The sequence below is a fragment of the Bradyrhizobium erythrophlei genome, from assembly GCF_900142985.1.
GTDB lineage: Bacteria > Pseudomonadota > Alphaproteobacteria > Rhizobiales > Xanthobacteraceae > Bradyrhizobium > Bradyrhizobium erythrophlei_B.
In genome coordinates this window covers 7,018,399-7,037,584 of the sequence record NZ_LT670849.1, presented here as the reverse complement: position 1 = coordinate 7,037,584, position 19,186 = coordinate 7,018,399, and the positions used below count along the sequence as shown (strand labels likewise).

Genomic DNA, 19,186 nt, shown 5'->3' with positions numbered 1-19,186 from the left:
GGCATCAGATCCTCCTTTATATATGCAAAATTCGTTTGGCGGTCAGGTCGGCCTATTCGGGCGGCCGTAATCCCGGCGAATTGGCCCAATCGTCGAGGTGTGCGGCAGTATCCGCCTGCCGGGCCCTCTTCAGCAGATCGTCCCTCTCGCGACCCGGGCCAAGCTGCGAGGCCTTGCTACGGGCTTCATGCGCGAACACCGCGAGGCGATCTTTCAGGGACAATGTTTGTTTCGCGCGACGTCGTTCTGCCATTGCGCTACTCCCTGTTTGAGTTGAGTGAGCACGCAACCGGCGGACCCATCAGTGATGGAAGCCATGGCGATTGAAGTGTCGGGCCGCGCGCTGTTGGCTAACAGCTTGTGCTCAACAGGCCGGAACGCCAGACCAGAAAAACAGATTTTAAGGGGAACGAAATGGTTGTTGTCGAACGTTCAGAATAGCCGGCCTGGCGCAGCCAGGGTATTTCCGGCACCAACCTAATTCGCTATCGTGGAACACCGACCGATGACGATCACCCGATACCCCTCGTTGGCTCATTGGGGCGCATTCAGCGCCCTGGTGGAGAACGGGCGCGTCATCAAGTGTGAGCCTTTCGCGCGCGACGCTGCGCCGTCTCCCATGCTCGCCGCCATCCCTGAGATGGTTCACTCTCCCTTGAGAATTTCCCGCCCGGCGATCCGCGAAGGCTGGCGAGAGGGACGGCCGCGCAGCGGGGCGGATCGTTTTCGGGAGGTGGACTGGGACGAGGCTCTCGATCTTGTTGCTGGTGAATTGACGCGGGTGCGCGGTGCCTTTGGCGACACCGCCATTTTCGGCGGCTCTTACGGCTGGTCGTCTGCGGGCAGGGTGCATCATGCCCGCACGCTGGTTCGCCGCTTTCTGTTTCAGGGCGGCGGTTGTGTCGATCAGGTCGGAAACTATAGCTGGGGCGCGGCCCAGTTTCTGCTGCCTCATGTCATCGGCACGTATCAGCCGGTGACGGGCCGGGTGACTGACTGGAATTCAGTCGTCAAACATACCCGGCTGGTCCTCGCATTTGGCGGGCTACGCCTTGAAAACAGCCAGGTCACGTCAGGAGGCACTGGTTCGCACGTTCTCAAGGCGTGGCTCGATCGGGCCAAGGCGGCGGGGGTCGAATTCGTCGTCGTCAGTCCGACCCGTTCCGACGCACCCGCCTTTCTTGGCGCTCAGTGGCTTTCGATTCGTCCAAATACCGATACGGCGCTCATGCTCGCAATGGCTCATACGCTTGTCGTCGAAGGCCGCCACCATACAGCGTTTCTCGATCGCTACTGCACCGGATTTGATGTGCTACGCCGCTATCTCATGGGCGATAACGACGGAACGCCAAAGAGCGCGGACTGGGCCGCCGCTATTTGCAACATCGATGCTGGAACAATCCGCGATCTCGCGCGGCGCGCCTCCGGAACGCGCAGCCTGATTACCTGTAGCTGGTCGCTGCAGCGGGCGCATCACGGCGAACAGCCTTATTGGGCTGCGATCGCGCTCGCGGCGATGCTCGGCGGCATCGGTTTGCCGGGTGGTGGATTTGCTTTCGGCCACGGTTCGCTCAACGGTGTTGGTGTCCCGCGGATGGATTTGCCCGGTCCCGAAATCTCTACTCCCCGCAATCCGGCAAACAGCGCTATCCCGGTCGCGCGTGTTGCGGACATGCTGCTGGATCCCGGCGGCTCCTACGAGTTCAATGGTCGCACGGCGGCTTATCCGGATATCCGGCTGGTGTACTGGGCCGGCGGCAATCCGTTCCATCATCATCAGGATCTTAATCGTCTGCGCCGGGCTTGGCAGAGGCCGGAAACAATTATCGTCCATGATAGTTGGTGGACACCGACCGCACGGCATGCCGATATCGTACTGCCTGCAACGACGTCGCTGGAACGCAACGATGTCGGTGGATCGTCGCGCGATCCCTTCGTGTTCGCGATGCATCGCGCGATCGCGCCCGTCGGCCAATCCCGCAACGATTTCGATATCTTTCGCGATCTCGCTTCTCGTTGCGGCTATGAGGAAGCTTTCACCGAGGGCCGTGACGAGATGGCCTGGTGCCGCTCGATCTATCACCGCATGCGCTCGGCAGGCGCCGAAAAGAACGTGGCGCTGCCGGACTTCGATTCATTCTGGGCCGAAGGCTTTGCCGACTTGCCGCTACCTGCCGACGACTTCGTCCTGTTTGACGAGTTTCGGCGCGACCCAGTGCGTCATCGATTAGGGACCCCGTCGGGCAGGATCGAGATCGCCTCCGAGACGATCGCCGGCTTCGGCTATGCGGACTGCCCGCCGCACCCAGCATGGCTTGCGCCAGCGGAGTGGCTCGGCGGAGCGTCGGCGGCGCGCTGGCCGCTGCATCTGGTCACGCACCAGCCCGGGGACCGGTTGCATAGCCAGATGGACCCGGCATCCGTGTCGCGTGGCCATAAAGTGCATGGTCGCGAGCAGATCCGAATCCATCCGAGGGATGCCGAACAGCGCAACATCAAAACAGGCGATGTGGTTCGTGTATTCAACGATCGCGGGGCCTGTCTTGCCGCCGCGCATGTCGATGCCGCACTCTCGTCGCACGTCGTGATGATGGCGACTGGCGCATGGTATGACCCGGCCAACGCGCCAGACGATCTCGAACGGCATGGCAATCCGAATGTGCTGACGCTCGATATTGGCACGTCCCGGCTGACCCAGGGCCCGAGCGCCCTCAGTGCTCTCGTGGATATCGAACGCTGGAGCGGTCCGCTGCCACCGGTCAATGCGTGGACGCCGCCGGCGTTCTGCGCGGATAGATAGTCGAACCGCTATAGCTCGCACGCATCGGTCAAGACCGTGGTCTTGACAAGTGATGCGGCTACAAGCTCAATCGTAATCGGCAATTGCGGCCTGTACCGCGTGCTGAAAAGCGAGAGATATGGACCTCGACATCCGCGGCCGGAAAGCTCTTCTGAGCGGCGCCAGCCGTGGTCTGGGTAAAGCGTGTGCGATGGCTCTCGCCAGAGAGGGCGTCGACGTTACGATTATCGCGCGAACCCGCGAAGTTTTGGAAAATACTTGCGCAGAAGTTCGCGCGGCGACCGGCGTCAATGCGACGCCTGTGTTGGGCGATATCACCACCGCGAAAGGCCGGGCTGATGCGCTTGCGGCCTGTCCGGAGCCGGATATTCTGCTCAACAATGCCGATGGTCCGCTTCCAGGCGATTTCCGGCACTGGACACGCGAGGACTGGATCGCTGCGCTCGATGCCATGATGCTGAGCCCGATCGAAATGATGCGGCTAACGGTCGACGGCATGATGGCGCGGGGTTTTGGCCGGATCGTCAACATTGTCTCGCGCAGCGTGAAAAATCCGCAAGTAGAACTTGGTCTGTCGAACGGCGCACGCACGGGCCTGGTCGGCTTTGTCGCCGGACTGTCACGGCAGACGGTGGCGCGAAACGTCACCATCAACAACCTGCTACCTGGCATTTTTGATAGCGATGCACAGGTCCGGCATATCAGGGGGATGCTTGAACCGGGCGGCAAGTCATTCGACGAAATCTGGCACGAACGTGCGGCCGCCAATCCGGCCAAGCGCTTTGGCCACCCGGCCGAGTTCGGGGCATATTTCGCGTTTCTTTGTTCTGCACATGCTGGTTACATCACCGGCCAAAATCTTCTAATCGACGGGGGAAGCTATCCAGGGACCTTCTAATGCGAGAGCGGATGAGGATCCTTCAATGAAGTGTTTGCGTGTCCTGGTGGCGCTGTGCGTCGTTTTTTTCGGATTCGGATCGGCGTCGGCCATCGCGGAGAGCTATCCAAACCGTACGGTCACGATTGTCGTACCGTATCCCGCCGGTGGCTCTGTCGATGGCGTGGCGCGTATCGTCGCGCAGAAGCTGACGGAATCGTTGGGCCAAAGCTTCATCGTCGAAAATCGCGCCGGTGGCGTCGGCGGCATCGTCGGCGCAAGCTACGTGGCCAGGGCCAATCCCGACGGTTACACCTTGATGCTGACAGCTTCGATCCACGTGGTGACGCCGTTTCTGCACAAGACGGTGCCCTATGATGTCGTTGCGGATTTTACGCCGATCACGCTCGTTGCCTCTGGACCGCTTCTCGTCAGCACAACGCCGACGGTACCCGCGAAGACACTCGGGGAGTTCTTCGATCTGGTACGCAAGAATCCGGAAAAATATACGTTCGCGACCTCGAGTTTCGGTTCGGCCGGCCATCTGGCGATCGAATTGCTCAAGCGCGATGCCGGCGTCAAGACCCTGGTTGTCGCTTACAAGGGTGGGGGGCCCGCACTGACTGATCTGATGAGTGGCACGGTGCAGCTAATTGCCGACCCCATGGTGTCTTCGTTGCCGTTGGCGAAGGCCGGAAATATCAAGGCGCTCGCTATCACGAGCCTGAAGCGCATCGCCATCGCACCCGAAATTCCGACCGTCGCCGAATCCGGCATGAAGGCTCTCGATTTTGCCTCCTGGTACGGGATTTGGGCGCCGAAGGGACTGCCGGCGGATCTCGTGACGAAGATCCAGACCGAAGTCACCAAGATCGCGGAGCGTCCGGACGTCAAGGAACAGTTTGCGCTGCTCGGCTTTGAGCCAATCGGCTCGACCCCGGATTATTTCGCGAATTATATCGGAGAAGAGATGACGAAATACGAGCGGATCATCAAGGACGCAAATATCCAGGCCGAATGACAGTGGCGGCTATTACCTGCCTTACGGTCTTGTTGCGCGAGACCACGCATAAGATGCGCGCCGGTGGTGCGAGTTTTGTAGGCAAAATTGCGGGTTCTCGCGTTGAGATAGTCATTATTTCTCTCGTGAGCCTTGAACCGAGAAGATGGTTTTCGTGGTTTTGCCATTAAAGGAACGTTCTGAGGTTGCCTCGGCTGGAATTTCTCCCTCATATCGGCCTGCATGAAACCGCCCTTGGGGAGCGCGCCATTGTCGTCCCGTCACATGAATCTCGCCGGCTTCCTGATTGCAGGCCCCGTGGCGCATAGCCACGCGCTCTGGCGAAATCCCTCCCACGAGGTGCCTTTCCTGACGACGGAGTATTACGTCGAGGTTGCGCGCAAGCTCGAGCAGGGGAAGTTCGATCTCATCTTTTTCGCGGATCGCCTAGCGATCGCCGACCGATATGGCAACGACAAGGAAGTCGGAATACGCCATGGCGATCAGGATTCCACGCGCATGGATCCGGTGCCGATTCTCGGTGCGCTGGCGGCGACGACGCGGCATATCGGCCTTGGTGCGACGCGTTCCACCACCTACGACCAGCCCTATCATCTGGCGCGGGAATTTCGGACGATCGATCATTTATCGAACGGTCGCGCCGCCTGGAATGTCGTGACCTCAATGAATGACGGCGAGGCCATGAATTTCGGTGTCGAAAGTCATCTCAGCCATGATCAGCGCTACGATCGTGCCGAGGAATTCATGGAGCTGATTTTCAAGCTGTGGGACAGCTGGGAAGAGGGGGCGCTTCGCCTCGATCGCGGCAAAGGCATCTATGCCGATCCGGCGAAGGTTCATTACGTCAATCACGACGGCGCTTATTTCAAATCGCGCGGGCCACTCAATATTCCCGCGGGGCCGCAGGGACGGCCGGTCATTATCCAGGCGGGTGCGTCTGACCGCGGACGTGCTTTCGCGGTGAAATGGGCGGAGGTCATTTTCAACATCTCGCCGACCCGCGAACACATGAAGCGTTCGACGCTGGGAGTTCGCGAAGAGACGGAGCGGCTCAAGCGGCCGGCCGGCAGCTGCAAGTCGTTGACGGCGATCATGCCTTTTGTCGGCCGCACACGGGAGGAGGCGCAAGAGAAGCGCGATCTTGCCAACTCGCTCGTTGATCCAATGGTCGGGCTATCGACGCTCGCGGCACATTCCAACGTGGATCTCTCAATGCTCGATCTCGACGCGCCGGTCGAGCAATTGCAGAGCAGCGGCACGCAGAGCCTGATTGCAATGGCGTCCCGGATCGCCAAGGACAACTCGCTGAGCTTGCGCGAGATCGGCCGCAAGTACGGCGAGAGCGTGCTGGTGCCGCAACTCTGCGGCACCGCCGGGCAAATCGCCGATGAACTTGCCGATATCTTTACCTCGGGCGATGCGGACGGTTTTGTCGTATCCCCGGCGTTCCTGCCGGATTCCTTTGCCGAGTTTGCCGACGGTGTGGTCCCGGAACTGCAACGGCTCGGTGTGTTCCGGAAGGACTACACCGCCGCCACGCTGCGCGGCCACCTCCACACCTGAATTCACGAAACGCCGGTGTCGCAGCCGGAGCGGTCTTAGGTCATTTGATCTACCAGTCGATCACCAAGAAGAACGATTTTCTTATTTTTTCAAGGTTGACCAATATGTTGCAGGGCAAACTAATGTAGCGCTCCTACCGCATCATCCGGTGCTCGGCCGCCTCGCGCGTGGCCTGAAGCTTGCAAAGTACCGCTAATGAATTCATCCGCCATCACCCTCCAAGACAGCGTTGAATTTCGCATTGTGTCGGATCCCCCGCAATTCCAGTCCGCCGCATCGCCGGCTGCCGTTGTGACCAACGGACAGGACGCGCCGCTCCTCCAGGTACAGGGAGTCCGCAAGGCCTATGGCGGCCTCGAGGCCGTTTCGGGAGTCGACCTCGGCCTGATCGAGGGGCGGATCACCGGCCTCATTGGGCCTAACGGTGCCGGCAAGACGACGCTGCTGAATGTCATCTCGGGCGTCGAGCGGGCGACGGCTGGACGAATTCAATTCCTTGGCGATGAAATTGGCTCTCTGCCGCAACACCGCCTTGCAGCACGAGGTCTGGTAAGGACGTTTCAGATATCGCGTGAGTTGGGCCAACTCACGGTCCTTGAGAACCTGCTGCTTGCCCGCGCTTCGCAAACCGGCGAGGGCCTGATCAGCGTATTCGCGCGACCGGGAAGGATCCGGCGCGAGGAAGAGGCGGCGATCGAGGTCGCCCGTTCAGCGTTGCAAAGAGTCAATATGTGGCGGCTCGCCGACGAGCCGGCCGCCAATCTTTCCGGCGGGCAAAAGAAACTGCTCGAACTGAGCCGCGCGTTGATGCTCAAGCCAAGGCTCATCCTGCTGGATGAACCTGCGGCGGGTGTCGCGCCGGCGATGGAAGAGGTGCTCGTCGCGACGATCCGCAGGCTCGCGGGCGAGGGCGTGAATTTTCTGATCGTCGAACACGATCTCGATGTCGTCGCGGCGCTGTGTGACCATGTCTACGTGATGGCGGCTGGAAAGGTTCTGACCGAAGGGCCGTTCGCGGAAGTCGTCAGTGATGCGCGCGTGGTTGAAGCCTATCTTGGGCTGAAGACATGACGGCGTTGCCTGATCCGCTCGAACTGCGCGCCGTATCGGCCGGCTACAACGCGTCCGATATTATCAGGTCCGTGACGCTTGCCGCAGCCAGAGGCCGCATTACGACTATTGCGGGTCCCAACGGCGCCGGCAAGTCGACATTGATGAAGACGCTCGCAGGCCTGCTGCGTCCGCGCGTGGGCCAGATATTGATCGATGGCCGCGACGTGACACGGTTGCCGCCGCCGCAGCGGGCGTTGGCCGGGCTCGGCTACGTTCCGCAGGAACGCAATGTTTTCCGAAATCTGACGGTCGACGAAAACTTGCGCATTGGATTCGAATTCATTCGTCGGAAGGCGTCCACGAGCGAATACACTGCCGCGCGTGACCGGATCATCGATCTTTTTCCTGATTTGTCCGGACGATTAAAACACGTCGCCGGTACGCTAAGCGGCGGCCAGCGCCAGATGCTCGCGATGGGGTGTGCCCTGGCTCCCGGGCCAACGACGCTCTTGCTGGATGAGCCGTCGGCAGGGCTTTCACCCCGCTATGTCACGACCATGCTGGACGCTGTGGCCGCGGTGAACCGGTCCGGCGTGACCGTCGCGATGATCGAGCAGAATCTGATCGAGGCCATGCGGATTACCCACGATGCCATCTTGCTGGTTGCCGGCGAGATCAAGGGCAGATGGGTTTCCGACGCGTTCCTGTCCGACCCGCTTGTCAGGGAGCTGTTTCTGGGCGGCGCCAAGGCCGCGTCGACGAAGGCGGATCATCGCAGGATGACAGATGATGCAAGCGCTGCTTAACGGGCTCGTCTCGGGGCTTTTGATCGCGCTTCCGGCGATCGCCCTGTCGCTGACCTACGGGATCCTGAACTTCGCCAACTTCTCGATCGGCGCGATGATCACGACCGGGGCCTATCTCGCTTATATCGCGAACGCTTCCTTCGGCGCGCCCATCGCGATCGCGGCGCCGGTAGCCGCGATCGTTCTGGCGCTCTTGGCCATCGTCATCCAGCACGGCGTGTATCGGCGGGTTCGAAATGCCGACCACGTCACGCTGCTGGTGGCGTCGATGGGCGTCGCCTTCGTGCTGGAGAACGTCCTTCGCTTCTTCTATGGCGCGGACGTCCGAACGTTGGACGTTCCAGTGGCGCGCCCCCTGCTGTGGAACGGTCTGCGGCTGAACCATGAACAGCTGACAATTGCCATCGTAGCACTCTCGGCGATGGCGGTCGTCGCTTTCATCCTGAGAGCCACGCGGCTCGGCCGCGCGATGCGGGCCATTTCCGATGATCCCGACTTGGCGGAGGTGCGAGGCATCCGCCGCAATCGCACCGTTGACTGGACCTGGGCGATCTCGGGCGTGCTGACGGCGCTCGCCGGGGTCATGATTGCGCTGGATGGGGTCGTCGATCCAACGATTGGCATGAACTATCTCGTGTCGGTTTTTGCAGCCGCCGTGATCGGCGGCATCGGGAACCCATTTGGCGCGGTCGCTGGCGCGCTGATCATTGGCCTGGTGGAGGAAACCTCGGCTCTGGCCATATCCACGACCTATCGCCAGGGCGTCAGCTTCGTGGTGCTCGTGCTGGTGCTCCTGCTGCGTCCGCAAGGGCTCTTTGGCGTCGCGAGGATCCGCCGATGATCGGCTATTTCATCGCGATCCTGACCTTCGTGTCTCTCGCCGTGCTGCTTGGCTTCGCGCTCAATATGCAGTGGGGCCAGGCGGGAATGCTTAATTTTGGGCTCGCCGGCTTCTATGGGGTCGGCGCCTATACCGCCGCCATCTTGTCGAAGGGGGGCGTCGACGGGCTGACGGCGACGGTCGCGGCCATCGCGGTGACGGCGGCGCTTTCGGCGCTGGTATCGCTGGCGACGCTCAAGCTGCGCGAGGATTATCTTGCGATCACCACGCTGGCTTTTGCCGAGCTCGTTCGGCTCGTGCTCACGAATGAAACGTGGCTGACGGGAGGCACCAATGGCATTCGTGATATTCCGCGACCTTTGATCGGCCTCGTCGGCGGTGAACGCTACGAGTTGTTTTTCCTGCTGCTGTGTCTGGCGCTCGTAACAGTTAGCTATCTTCTGCTGGACCGGATCATCCGTTCACCGTTCGGCCGGGCGCTTCGCGCCGTCCGGGAGGATGATGTTGTTGCCGCGACGCTTGGAAAGAATGTGCTCGCGCTACGGGTGCAGGCGTTTGCGATCGGCGGAGCCGTCATCGGCCTCGCGGGCGCACTTCATGCATATTACTTCACCTACATCGATCCGACCGAGTTTGCCGGCTTCGTGACCGTCTACGCGTTCATGGCGGTGATTGTCGGTGGAAGGGGTTCCAATCGCGGCCTTCTGCTCGGCGCTTGCACAGTGATGGTCCTCCTGGAGGGGACGAGATTCCTGAAGGATTTCGTGCCGGTCCTTTCGGCGCAGCAGTCGGCGTCTCTACGTCTTGCCTTGATCGGGGCAGGCCTCGTTGCAATATTGATTTTCCGTCCCCAAGGCATCGCATCGGAATACCGGCTCTCGATCGGTCAATCGCCGCGTCCCGATGTGAATTCGTAATTCAAGGAGAAACTCGTGTCCCGCGTCAGTGTCAAAACCAGAGAGGACTTGCCTGCAGAACTTCAGCCGCTATGGGACAAGATGACGACCTATGGCGCGTTCGAAAATCAGGCGGGCGTCATGGCGCATCGGCCGCCGATCTTCAAGCACATCTGGTCGATGCTGGTCGATCTTTCAGATGAAGCTGTTTTGTCGAAGCGCTATCTGGAGCTGGCGCTGGTCACGGTGTCGCTTCTGAACAAATGCACCTATTGCGTTTCGCACCACGCGCCAAAGCTCGCGATACAGGGCGTTTCCGAAGAGGGCGCGGAACGGCTCCTCGACTACAAGGACCATCCCGAACTGACCGACGACGACAAACTCGTCGTCGAATACGCCATCGCCGTCACCAATAACTGGAACAGGACCCGCGACGAGATCTTCGTGCGGCTGCGCGAGCATTTTTCGGAAGCGCAAATCGTGGAACTGACCTGGCGAACTGCGCTTTGCGGCGCGTTCAATCGCTTCAACGACATATTGCAGTTTGACATCGAGCAGGGCGTGGTCGTTCGCGACGCGGCCGAATAGTACAAAGAGGACAGACGATGATTTCCGTTATTTCGCGCCGTTCGCTGCTGGCAGGTATCAGTGGTCTACCGTTCGCAAGCCGCCTTGCGTTTGCACAGACGAGCGAACCGGTCCGCATCGGTGTGCTGGCGCCGCTCACCGGCGGCGGTGGCCCCTATGGCGCCGACATCGTCAAGGCTTCAAAGCTTGCGGCAGACCAGATCAACGCTGCTGGAGGCGTGCTGGGCGGCCGCAAGATCGAGCTGTTCGTCGAGGACGACGAGACCAATGCGACCGCCGCGGTCAAGGCCGCGCGGAAGCTGCTCGATATCGACAAGGTCGTGGCCATCACGGCGGTTTGGGGCTCGGCACCGATTCTGGCCGTTCGCCCGCTGACGCTGGAAAAGAACGTCGTGCTGACAGCGCTCGGGTCTGCCGACGAAGTGACGGAAGGCGACACCAAAGGCCTCGTCTGGCGTTTTCAGGCGCGTGCGTCGAGTTGGGGTGAACCGGCCGCGCTCGCCATCCTGAAAGGTCGATACAAGAAAATAGGCCTGCTTCAGCTACAAAACCCGTTTGTCGCCGCCATGATCCCGTCTTTCGTCGAGACCATCGAGAAGGGTGGTGCGAAGGTCATTTCAAACGTTGAGTTCAAGCCCGATCAGCCATCTTACCGAGCGGAAATCGAAAAGGTCTATGCCGCCGGGCCCGAGGCCGTCTTCGTGCCCGGCTACGTCAATCAGTTCACATCGATTGCCAAGGAGATCTATCGCGGCGGCTACAAGGGCAAGGTGGTCTCGCTGACGATCGCGGCCGCGGCGGGTATCGATGGCAGCAGCCCCTTCATCAAGAATGTCGGCAAGGAAGTCGCCGAGGGAATTGAACATGTCCAACCGATCAGTCCGCTGGATCGGCCGGAGTACAAGGCGTTCGTCAAGGCGATGGGCGCGCCCGAAGGCACGGTGTTTCCATTCGCCGCGCTTCAGTTCGATGCCATCAACGTTCTTGCCGCTTCGATCGAGAAGGCCAAGTCGGCGAATCCGGTCGACTTCGCCAAGCAGGTCATCCAAATCACCAACGGACCCGGCACGAAGGTGGCGACCGGCGTCGAGGCGCTTGCCCTCGTGCGTAAGGGTGAGGCGGTCGATTTCACCGGCGCCGGCCAGGACATCAAATTCGATGAACGCGGTGAACTGATTGGCCGCCCGTTTCTGCACCAGGTCATTCGTGACGGAAAAGACGTGATCCTGGGAACTGTCGGGGGAGCGGCCTGACGGCATGGCGATCCCAGCAGGAGAGCTACAACCCAAGAAGGTCAATCAGTTAGAGTGACTAACGGCGCTTAAAGCCTATTACGTGTTTCTAGGGCTTCTCGATAGAGTGACTAACGTAAACGCAGGATGTCGGCGGTTCGAACCCGTCACTGCCAACCACGCCTCTCAGCTATCCCAACCCGGCCAGCAACCATCTTCCTCGTGCCGCCCGGTGCGGTACTGGCAAGTATTGTCCAACAGGCGCACGCCTACGTCTTTCCATACAGCGTGCGGGCCATAGAGCCGGAGAGCATCGACCTTCTGAATTTCGACGATGCGCAAGCAGCGCCGGCACTCCACGCGAAGCAGGTGCCGGGCGATCTCGGACAGCCGACGCTGCTGGATTGGCAACCAAGGCTTGCCAGCGGCGCGCGGGTCGGAGAGGACCGCATCCCACCAACCAGCCGGCGACTCGTCAGGTGCCGGCTCTGGCGTTGTGAGAGGGCGCTGAGATGCCAGCTTCTCCATCTGTTCACGGGTTGGCATTCGCCAGGATGCGGGGTGGTCGTTGGTCATGGTGCTGGCCTGAATGGCAAGGTGATCAGCAATTAGAACAAAAGGAGAACATTTGTGCAAGCCGCAGAAGGGGCGCTGCAAACGGTGCGGAACATCTGACCGTTGTTCCATGCCCAAATGCAGGGCTGGTAAGGTAATTTGGAACGAATGTTCACTTTGCAACTTAGAAGCTCGCCCTCAACGGCGAGTGATCCGATGAATAACGACTTCAAAAACGAAGTCTTTTCCAGCTTTGATCCCAACCCGGTCCAAAGGTGCAGCCTTTGTGGCGAGAAGCCGAAGCTCATTCTGAAAATGCTCAATCCACGAAACGGCCGCACCGTTCGCAGGTTCAAGTGCGGGTGCGGGGAGCAAACTTGGTCCGAGGATAAGGGGTAATGCCGCCTCAGTTGCCCCATTCGTGAATTATTTATGAAGTGAGCAATATTGACCAGTGGCGGAGGTTCATTCTGCCGCAAGGTGTCTCGATCACCGCCCCAGTAACGGCATCTATCGGTGACCGAGAGTGTTGTGCTCCCGCCTGATGTAAGGGACTACATCATGCCCTCATTAGCAGTCTTGTTCGACCACAGCCGCACAGCAACTCAATCCCATCCCTGTCCGAAATGCCTGGAACGGTTGGTCCTCACACAAATCAAGCCTTCGCAGATCGGATTCGAGGTACGCACCTTTCAGGGCATCAACTGTGATCACGTCTACAAATTAGAAACTGCGACCGCGTCAACGAAATGGATGGCCTCCGGTCTGCGAGCGCCGGTTTAGCGTCGGCTCCTTATAGGCGCCTGATGGCCCAGTCGTACGGAAACCAAACCACTTTGGTTGAAGTCTCGACGGATAGCTCCATAAGGGGCCTTCCGAAAAGGCAGCTTTGGGTCGCCGCAGCCAAACCAGACCAAGCAGTAACTCTGGTACTCTGCGCTGTACCAGTAGGCTGGACGGCCACAGTCGCGGCCGAAAGCTTGACGCCAGAACAAGAGGCAATTCTAAATCTCAAACCCAGCGAAGTCCGCGAGTTGACAAAGCAAGGCGGCCTGAGCGGTCCTATTTGTTAAATTTTTGTGAAGTGAGCAAAATTGACCATCTCATCGGTGATGCGACGCGCATGATGGCTGTATCTCAATTCGGGGGGAGCATCATGCCCCAAGCCAACCGAAAGATCGCCTCATCGGGCCTTTACACCATTCAGGAGCTTATCGACCTGCGCCGCCAGATGCTCCTGTTCGCCCGGTCATTACCGCGTGGCCCAAAGCGGAATGACCGCCGCCAAACAGCCAATTCACTGCGCAGGCTTTATAAAAACAAGGCGTGGCTAAGCACTCATACTGTTGAGGAATCGCAGTAAGGCCGCCTGGGTGGGTGGCCTAAAATCTAGGTGGACGGCGGTGCAAGACTGTCAAGCCTCAATTGAAAAGCTTCGAAGGGATGCCATTGAGGCCGCGTCAATCCGCGACCAAGCTACAGATGAGACCAAACGTGAAATGTTCGGCAGATTGCATGAGCATCTCAATCGGCTCGCCGACGAAGTTGAGCAAGCCATGCACTCCAGCCGATGAAGTAAGGGCGCCTCACTGCAAAATCGCAGCCGGACGTTTGCCGGCCTTCCTGCACTTCTGACAAACCAGCCGGGACGCGAGGTCATGAACGAACGTAGTCGAAACGTGGGGCAGGGCGGCTAGATCGACATCCCGCCGGGCCTTGCATCGCGAGCATTCGATCTCAAGCCATGGGTAGGACCCGTTAATGGCCTGATCGACGGTCTGGCTGGGATCGATAGGACCGCCGTCGCTCCACATGCGTTCATTCCAGGACTGGCAGGCAAAGCTGTCTGCCTCGCGAATCAGAGCCTCGCCCTCGCGTCGCTTCTCCGCCGACCGCTCGGCAAAAGATGCGCGTCATGGCCCGGCTCTTGCCGAGTTCTTTCGTCAGCGCCTTTCGGTCGCCGCCGGATAGCGGCATGTGGTGAGATTTGCGGGCCATGGGGTGGCATTTGAGCGCGGCGCGCGGCGTTGTGCAATCGCCCTAGATGTTGGGCGGAAAGCAGTACCGCGCCACCGCATGTTCACGAAATCACCCGCGTGTACGGTTGTACCGACCGATAAGAACATTCAGCGAATCCGATATAAGATAAATACCTGTGCGTTCCTGGCGAGAGGCTCTGGAAAACGCGCTCATAGTCACCCAAGTGCGTGTTGTCATGCGAGGGACAGAGCGATGTCTTCTATCGATGATCCGAGTTCGCCTAATCCGCCAATAATCCCAACTCCGCTCGCCCCAGCGGGACCGAGCGTTGGTGTGTTGGATTCACGTCCAATCGTTCAGCCTCCAACGTCTCCGCCGGAGCAATTTCAGCTCGATGAGGCAGCCGGCACCACCAAGTCGGATGAGCTACCGCCGGTGGTCAGCTCTCATACCATTCTCAATGGAAATCCGTCGCTTCGGTCTATGACCGATGGTGCTGTGACCCAAGTCTCAAGCACGCCGCTCCCGCTGCGCACAGTTGATCCCGCAACGTACCTTTCGCAATGGTGGGATGTACCGCAACCGCTGCGACAACCGCCGCCGTTTAACCCCGGAGTGGTTCCGACGACAAAAGTGGTTGCCGACTTTGGCGCCCCCCTCGAATTCACGGCAGCAGTGGCCGGCTCTACACCTCTTCCACTGAAAGCCCCTCCCAACCACGTTGCGCTCTCGGCCAGATCGATGGCTATGGCGACGGGCCGCGCCGCGATCAATGCGAGGGAGGGCGCATTCGTTAACGGTGGTGAACCAGCCGATCTGATTGCCGAGCGATCAAAATTCGAAACACTAGAGGCGCGTGTTGCTGTCTTGGAAGCAACGCTTACCGCTCGACCCGCTGGCGTGGCTCTAGCGCCGCGACCACCTGGCATAGGTCATAATAGTGGAATCTATCTCGACGAAGATCTGAACGTTGACGAAGCGAGTATTCAAAACCTGATCGCCTTGTTGAAAGCGCCACGCGCGACCGCGCCATCTGATTTGGAAAAACTCGCCGAGGCTGCCAAGGTTGCTGATCCAAGCATCAACAAATGGCAAGAACGAGTCGATACGTTCGTGACGAACGTTATAAAAGGTGCTGCAATTCAGGCCGGCAAGGAAATCGCTCAACAACTCCTGCACGCTTCGTGGGTTCAGTCTGTTTTTTCTGCCCTTCAATCTGTGTTTGAAGCGATCAAGGACTTATTCTTCTAAGTCTGCGCCAACGGGCCGCCATGACCTAGCGCGAATCCGTGGTGCATTCATTTCCTTATCCCTTATCCAGGTAGCCCCGGGCCAGCCGACGAATCCTGAGCCTTGCTAGGGGCTTGCTCGTCATTCAACTCCATCATCTGGCGAAGCCGGCCGGCTGGAAATGGCAGTGTGCTACAATGTATGGGTTGAGGCCAAGGGCCTCGGATCAAGGAGGGACATGGCGAAGGTTGGTACGAATGGTGGGTTGGACGACCCCAATGTCGCGGTCGGCAAGCTGATCGTCGATGAACGTCTAGAACGTCTGTTGAAACCCGGCATGACCGCAGAGGCTCTGTTTAACCTATATGCGATGTGCGAGGACGATTTTGATCTATATGCGATAGTCGGAGATGATGAGCCGTTTATTCCCACCCACAAATTCTCTGCTTTGGACTATGCCAAGGAACGGTGCGAGGTATTAACGCAGGCGCAGGCAGCCAATTTTGAGCACGCCGCCAATTTGGCTTATCAGATTGCAACGGCGCCACTGTTTTTGCTTCCAGAAATAAAGGCGCCATCCGTCACGCCGTAATAATGTCCAGCCGCATCACTGGCACCTTTCGTATAGGTGTAATATCGCCACCTTGGCGAGAGCATGTTTGACGGCTTCATCAACCACCAGCGTTGCATGGATCGGCCGATCTGCATTGGTGTGACAGGTTTTTCAATCCTATCGTCGCGGCTCGCTATGTCCCTCATGACCTAGCGCGAATCCGTGGTGCGCTTGTTTCCTATGGGCAGGGGCAAGGTAGGGCGGCCGGCAGACGAGTCCTGAGCCTCGCTACGGGCTTGCCTGTCTTTCAACTCAACGATTGGCGAAGTTGGCCGGCTGGAAATAGCAGTGTGCTATAATGAATGGGGGGAGGCCAAAGGGCCTCGGATCAAGGAGGACGATGACGAAGGAAACGACGACTGGAAATAGATACAAGGTCTTAATCGACGACAATTTCCACTATATGGACGAAGAACATCGGTACGAACATGGCGCGTTCGGCACCGCTGATGAGGCTGTCGCGGCGTGCAAGCAGATCGTCGATGGATGCCTAACTCATATGTTGAAGCCAGGCATGACCGCAAACGCTCTGTATGAGCAATGGGTGATGTTTGGTGAGGACCCTTACGTCATGCCAGTTGATCGTACCGACGCACGGGTGGTGTTCTCTGCCTGGGAATATGCCAAGGAGCAGTGCGAGGTATTAGAACTCGCGCCACCTATCGCGCCGTAAGGGCAATTTCGCCGACACACACAATATCCGGCCGCGCCGAAGTCACGTCGGAGATGATAAACGCCTATCCCTACACGCGCAGCCATCTGGTAGCATTGTAGCCGACGAAAACATCGGCGATTGATCCGCCGTCAACGTGGTGGCCGGGCGAACGGTGAAAAAGGGAAAGAAATGAAAGACCAAGAGGCGAGAGGCGTTGTTCTGAAACGGCTCTACGACATCAGAGATGCAAGGCAGCCTGCCGAACTAAGTAATTTCACCGACACGGGCATCGCATCTGATACCGTGGCAAGAATTATCGAGCAACTCGCAGATAAAGGTCTAATTGAGTGGCATCCGGTGACAGGCGGCATCAATAGTCCGGCGAAGTACCTAATTCTAATGGCAAGGATCAATGCCTATGGCGTCGATGTTATTGAGGGTGCCACCAAACCTCCTTTCGCTATTAATATCCATACGAGCGTAGACAAAAGCGTAAACGTTCACGGCTCGCAGGGCGTGCAGATCGGCGGGAGCGGTAACATCCAAAACGTCAATCTCGCGCTAGAGCGATTGAACAACTATATCGACAGCGCAGGCGCCTCGACGAAAGAGAAAGCTGATGCAAAAGGGCTTCTAAGTGCAGCCTTTGACAATCCCCTTGTGCAAAAAGCAATCCAGTGGATTACGGGCGCTGGCTCTTGATCATGCTTGGCCCGGCCCAGCATCACTAATAAATGTGTAACCTCTACAGTATCACCACCAACCAAGCCGCCATCATCGCGCTGTTCCGCGTGGTAAACCGATACGTCGGCAACCTTGCGCCTATGCCGGGGGTCTTTCCTGACTATCCAGCGCCCGTGATCCGCAATACCGAGTCCGGCACCGAACTGGCCATGATGCGTTGGGGAATGCCGCCACCGCCGCGCACTGGCGGACCGCCGGTCACCAACATTCGCAACACGTCATCGCCGCACTGGCGTGGATGGCTCAAGCCCGAGAACCGTTGCTTGGTGCCGTTCAATTCCTTCGCCGAGTATGCGCCTGAGCCTAATCCCGAGACGAAGAAGAAAGACGTGGTGTGGTTCGCGCTAAATGATGACAGGCCATTGACCGCGTTCGCTGGGATATGGACAACCTTCAACGGTGATCGCGGCACCAAGTCCAAGCCGATACCGGGGCCGCATGAGGTTTATGGATTCCTGACGACCTCGCCGAACGCCGTCGTCGAACCTATCCACCCCAAGGCCATGCCGGTGATCCTGACGACAGATGAAGAACGCGACGTTTGGATGCGCGCGCCATGGGATGAGGCGAATGCGCTGCAACGGCCGTTGCTTGACGATGCGTTGAAGATCGTGATGCGCGGGGCGGACAAGGAGGACAATCTGTGAGCCGGAACACGCCGTTGCGTTGGTAGCCGTCGCGCGTAACGTTACGACAGCTCAAATTGAGATTGCGCATTCGCCTCGGTTGAGCTTGGATATGAACCGTGTTTGCCTTTTTCGGAGCCGCTTTTTGATGAGCGATAGTAGCGACCAGCCTGACGTATCGGACGACAGAAAGCCAGACGTAGAAGTAATGACGCTCGCCAGTTTTCTCGAAACTAAGCCACCCGGCGTCAACATCAAAATCTCAGACCTATTTAGCCCCGAGATACGCAACACCAACAAATACGCCCCATGGCAAATCAACACTCCTCGCCTGACGCTGCATTGCGACGACACGGAGTGTGATGGCCTCCGGCATTTTCGCTTTGTAGCCGGGGACCGGCAGCCCAAGGACAGCAAGCGCCTGCTAACGTACTTGACTTATGTTTGTTCAAATTGCCGACGGTCAACTAAGGTCTATTCACTGAATGCCGCAGCCGAGAGTGAAAATGACGAGGTTGGCCTATGTTATAAATACGGCGAGATGCCGCCTTTCGGACCGAGCACTCCGCCCCGGCTCTTAAAGCTCTTCGAACATAACCGTGACCTCTTCATGAAGGGGCGCCGATGTGAAAGCCAAGGCCTGGGCGTCGGTGCCTTTGTCTACTATCGTCGGGTTGTTGAGGATCAACGCACCGCGATCATTGGCGAGATTATTCGCGTTGCAAAGCTAATCAACGCACCGGCCGAGACTCTTGCTTCACTCGAATCTGCAAGAAAAGAGACACAATTCTCAAAATCTCTCGACATGATCAAAGACGCAATACCTGAAAGCCTTCGCATTCAGGGGCACAATCCAATGACGCTGTTACATGACAGCTTAAGCACAGGACTTCACGCGCAGACCGACGTTGAATGTCTAGAGATAGCTCAGGCAATCCGAGTTGTTCTTGCCGAACTTGCTGAACGGCTGACAAACGCTCTCAAGGACGAAGCCGAACTAACAAAGGCGCTCGGGAAATTGCTCAATAAACCTAAGCCACCGGCGAGGGCGGTATCCCCGAAACAGCAAATCGAAGGCCGCCCAGCAAAGGGCAACGCTTGACGCG

Annotated in this window: 18 protein-coding genes and 1 pseudogene; 17 read left to right on the top strand and 2 right to left on the bottom strand. The window is 58.7% G+C overall.

What is annotated here, in order from left to right; all coding sequences use genetic code 11:
• The first annotated feature begins 505 nt into the window (after positions 1–505).
• From BUA38_RS33875 to BUA38_RS33830, 10 genes are all read left to right on the top strand, one after another.
• Positions 506–2,800, top strand: coding sequence for a molybdopterin guanine dinucleotide-containing S/N-oxide reductase (locus BUA38_RS33875; RefSeq protein ID WP_072824986.1), 2,295 nt, complete (start codon positions 506–508; stop codon positions 2,798–2,800).
• A 118-nt stretch (positions 2,801–2,918) separates the two neighbouring features.
• Complete coding sequence (locus BUA38_RS33870) at positions 2,919–3,698, top strand: SDR family oxidoreductase (RefSeq protein ID WP_072824984.1); 780 nt, start codon at positions 2,919–2,921, stop codon at positions 3,696–3,698.
• Between the two features lie 25 nt (positions 3,699–3,723).
• Positions 3,724–4,698, top strand: a complete 975-nt coding sequence (locus tag BUA38_RS33865) for a Bug family tripartite tricarboxylate transporter substrate binding protein (RefSeq protein ID WP_072824983.1) — start codon at positions 3,724–3,726, stop codon at positions 4,696–4,698.
• A gap of 249 nt (positions 4,699–4,947) precedes the next feature.
• Positions 4,948–6,261 (top strand): LLM class flavin-dependent oxidoreductase, encoded by a 1,314-nt coding sequence (locus tag BUA38_RS33860; RefSeq protein ID WP_197685893.1) that lies wholly within the window; start codon positions 4,948–4,950, stop codon positions 6,259–6,261.
• 195 nt (positions 6,262–6,456) lie between these two features.
• Positions 6,457–7,332 carry an ABC transporter ATP-binding protein gene (locus BUA38_RS33855; protein WP_083587873.1) on the top strand — a complete coding sequence of 292 codons (876 nt, stop codon included), beginning with the start codon at positions 6,457–6,459 and terminating at the stop codon, positions 7,330–7,332.
• Positions 7,329–8,120, top strand: a complete 792-nt coding sequence (locus BUA38_RS33850; RefSeq protein WP_072824979.1) for an ABC transporter ATP-binding protein — start codon at positions 7,329–7,331, stop codon at positions 8,118–8,120. The genes BUA38_RS33855 and BUA38_RS33850 overlap by 4 nt, the downstream gene beginning before the upstream one ends.
• Entirely contained in the window at positions 8,104–8,961 is an 858-nt protein-coding gene (locus BUA38_RS33845; RefSeq protein ID WP_197685892.1) for a branched-chain amino acid ABC transporter permease, read from the top strand. The genes BUA38_RS33850 and BUA38_RS33845 overlap by 17 nt, the downstream gene beginning before the upstream one ends.
• Positions 8,958–9,878: a branched-chain amino acid ABC transporter permease gene (locus BUA38_RS33840; RefSeq protein WP_072824975.1), complete on the top strand. Its 921-nt coding sequence runs from the start codon at positions 8,958–8,960 to the stop codon at positions 9,876–9,878. Before BUA38_RS33845 ends, BUA38_RS33840 begins: the two co-directional genes overlap by 4 nt.
• Before the next feature lie 15 nt (positions 9,879–9,893).
• Positions 9,894–10,445 carry a carboxymuconolactone decarboxylase family protein gene (locus BUA38_RS33835; protein ID WP_072824973.1) on the top strand — a complete coding sequence of 184 codons (552 nt, stop codon included), beginning with the start codon at positions 9,894–9,896 and terminating at the stop codon, positions 10,443–10,445.
• Positions 10,446–10,462: 17 nt separating this feature from the next.
• Entirely contained in the window at positions 10,463–11,698 is a 1,236-nt protein-coding gene (locus BUA38_RS33830; protein WP_072824970.1) for an ABC transporter substrate-binding protein, read from the top strand.
• A 165-nt stretch (positions 11,699–11,863) separates the two neighbouring features.
• On the opposite strand, the gene BUA38_RS33825 is transcribed toward BUA38_RS33830, so the two are convergent.
• Positions 11,864–12,415: a hypothetical protein gene (locus BUA38_RS33825; protein WP_338076305.1), complete on the bottom strand. Its 552-nt coding sequence runs from the start codon at positions 12,413–12,415 to the stop codon at positions 11,864–11,866.
• 901 nt (positions 12,416–13,316) lie between these two features.
• Here BUA38_RS33825 and BUA38_RS33810 point away from each other — a divergent pair.
• Positions 13,317–13,595, top strand: coding sequence for a hypothetical protein (locus BUA38_RS33810; RefSeq protein ID WP_172806133.1), 279 nt, complete (start codon positions 13,317–13,319; stop codon positions 13,593–13,595).
• A gap of 223 nt (positions 13,596–13,818) precedes the next feature.
• Here the strand turns inward: BUA38_RS33810 and BUA38_RS38385 are convergent.
• A pseudogene (locus tag BUA38_RS38385) lies at positions 13,819–14,230 on the bottom strand (hypothetical protein).
• A 234-nt stretch (positions 14,231–14,464) separates the two neighbouring features.
• Here BUA38_RS38385 and BUA38_RS37330 point away from each other — a divergent pair.
• From BUA38_RS37330 to BUA38_RS33775, 6 genes are all read left to right on the top strand, one after another.
• The gene (locus BUA38_RS37330; RefSeq protein ID WP_156898855.1) at positions 14,465–15,463 is read left to right on the top strand and encodes a hypothetical protein; all 999 of its coding nucleotides are present in this window, start codon (positions 14,465–14,467) and stop codon (positions 15,461–15,463) included.
• A gap of 217 nt (positions 15,464–15,680) precedes the next feature.
• Positions 15,681–16,034: a hypothetical protein gene (locus BUA38_RS33795; protein ID WP_156898854.1), complete on the top strand. Its 354-nt coding sequence runs from the start codon at positions 15,681–15,683 to the stop codon at positions 16,032–16,034.
• Between the two features lie 361 nt (positions 16,035–16,395).
• Positions 16,396–16,728, top strand: a complete 333-nt coding sequence (locus BUA38_RS33790) for a hypothetical protein (protein WP_072824960.1) — start codon at positions 16,396–16,398, stop codon at positions 16,726–16,728.
• Positions 16,729–16,848: 120 nt separating this feature from the next.
• Positions 16,849–17,412 (top strand): hypothetical protein, encoded by a 564-nt coding sequence (locus tag BUA38_RS33785; protein WP_072824958.1) that lies wholly within the window; start codon positions 16,849–16,851, stop codon positions 17,410–17,412.
• A 32-nt stretch (positions 17,413–17,444) separates the two neighbouring features.
• Positions 17,445–18,101 carry an SOS response-associated peptidase gene (locus tag BUA38_RS33780; protein ID WP_072824956.1) on the top strand — a complete coding sequence of 219 codons (657 nt, stop codon included), beginning with the start codon at positions 17,445–17,447 and terminating at the stop codon, positions 18,099–18,101.
• Positions 18,102–18,228: 127 nt separating this feature from the next.
• Complete coding sequence (locus BUA38_RS33775; protein WP_197685891.1) at positions 18,229–19,182, top strand: hypothetical protein; 954 nt, start codon at positions 18,229–18,231, stop codon at positions 19,180–19,182.
• The last annotated feature ends 4 nt before the right edge of the window (positions 19,183–19,186 follow it).

Coding starts and splice junctions, on each gene's coding strand:
- BUA38_RS33850 (WP_072824979.1), top strand. CDS start 7,329: ATGACGGCGTTGCCTGATCCGCTCGAACTGCGCGCCGTATCGGCCGGC.
- BUA38_RS33795 (WP_156898854.1), top strand. CDS start 15,681: ATGGCGAAGGTTGGTACGAATGGTGGGTTGGACGACCCCAATGTCGCG.
- BUA38_RS33775 (WP_197685891.1), top strand. CDS start 18,229: ATGAGCGATAGTAGCGACCAGCCTGACGTATCGGACGACAGAAAGCCA.
- BUA38_RS33790 (WP_072824960.1), top strand. CDS start 16,396: ATGACGAAGGAAACGACGACTGGAAATAGATACAAGGTCTTAATCGAC.
- BUA38_RS33865 (WP_072824983.1), top strand. CDS start 3,724: ATGAAGTGTTTGCGTGTCCTGGTGGCGCTGTGCGTCGTTTTTTTCGGA.
- BUA38_RS33855 (WP_083587873.1), top strand. CDS start 6,457: ATGAATTCATCCGCCATCACCCTCCAAGACAGCGTTGAATTTCGCATT.
- BUA38_RS33840 (WP_072824975.1), top strand. CDS start 8,958: ATGATCGGCTATTTCATCGCGATCCTGACCTTCGTGTCTCTCGCCGTG.
- BUA38_RS33830 (WP_072824970.1), top strand. CDS start 10,463: ATGATTTCCGTTATTTCGCGCCGTTCGCTGCTGGCAGGTATCAGTGGT.
- BUA38_RS37330 (WP_156898855.1), top strand. CDS start 14,465: ATGTCTTCTATCGATGATCCGAGTTCGCCTAATCCGCCAATAATCCCA.
- BUA38_RS33780 (WP_072824956.1), top strand. CDS start 17,445: ATGTGTAACCTCTACAGTATCACCACCAACCAAGCCGCCATCATCGCG.
- BUA38_RS33845 (WP_197685892.1), top strand. CDS start 8,104: ATGCAAGCGCTGCTTAACGGGCTCGTCTCGGGGCTTTTGATCGCGCTT.
- BUA38_RS33875 (WP_072824986.1), top strand. CDS start 506: ATGACGATCACCCGATACCCCTCGTTGGCTCATTGGGGCGCATTCAGC.
- BUA38_RS33870 (WP_072824984.1), top strand. CDS start 2,919: ATGGACCTCGACATCCGCGGCCGGAAAGCTCTTCTGAGCGGCGCCAGC.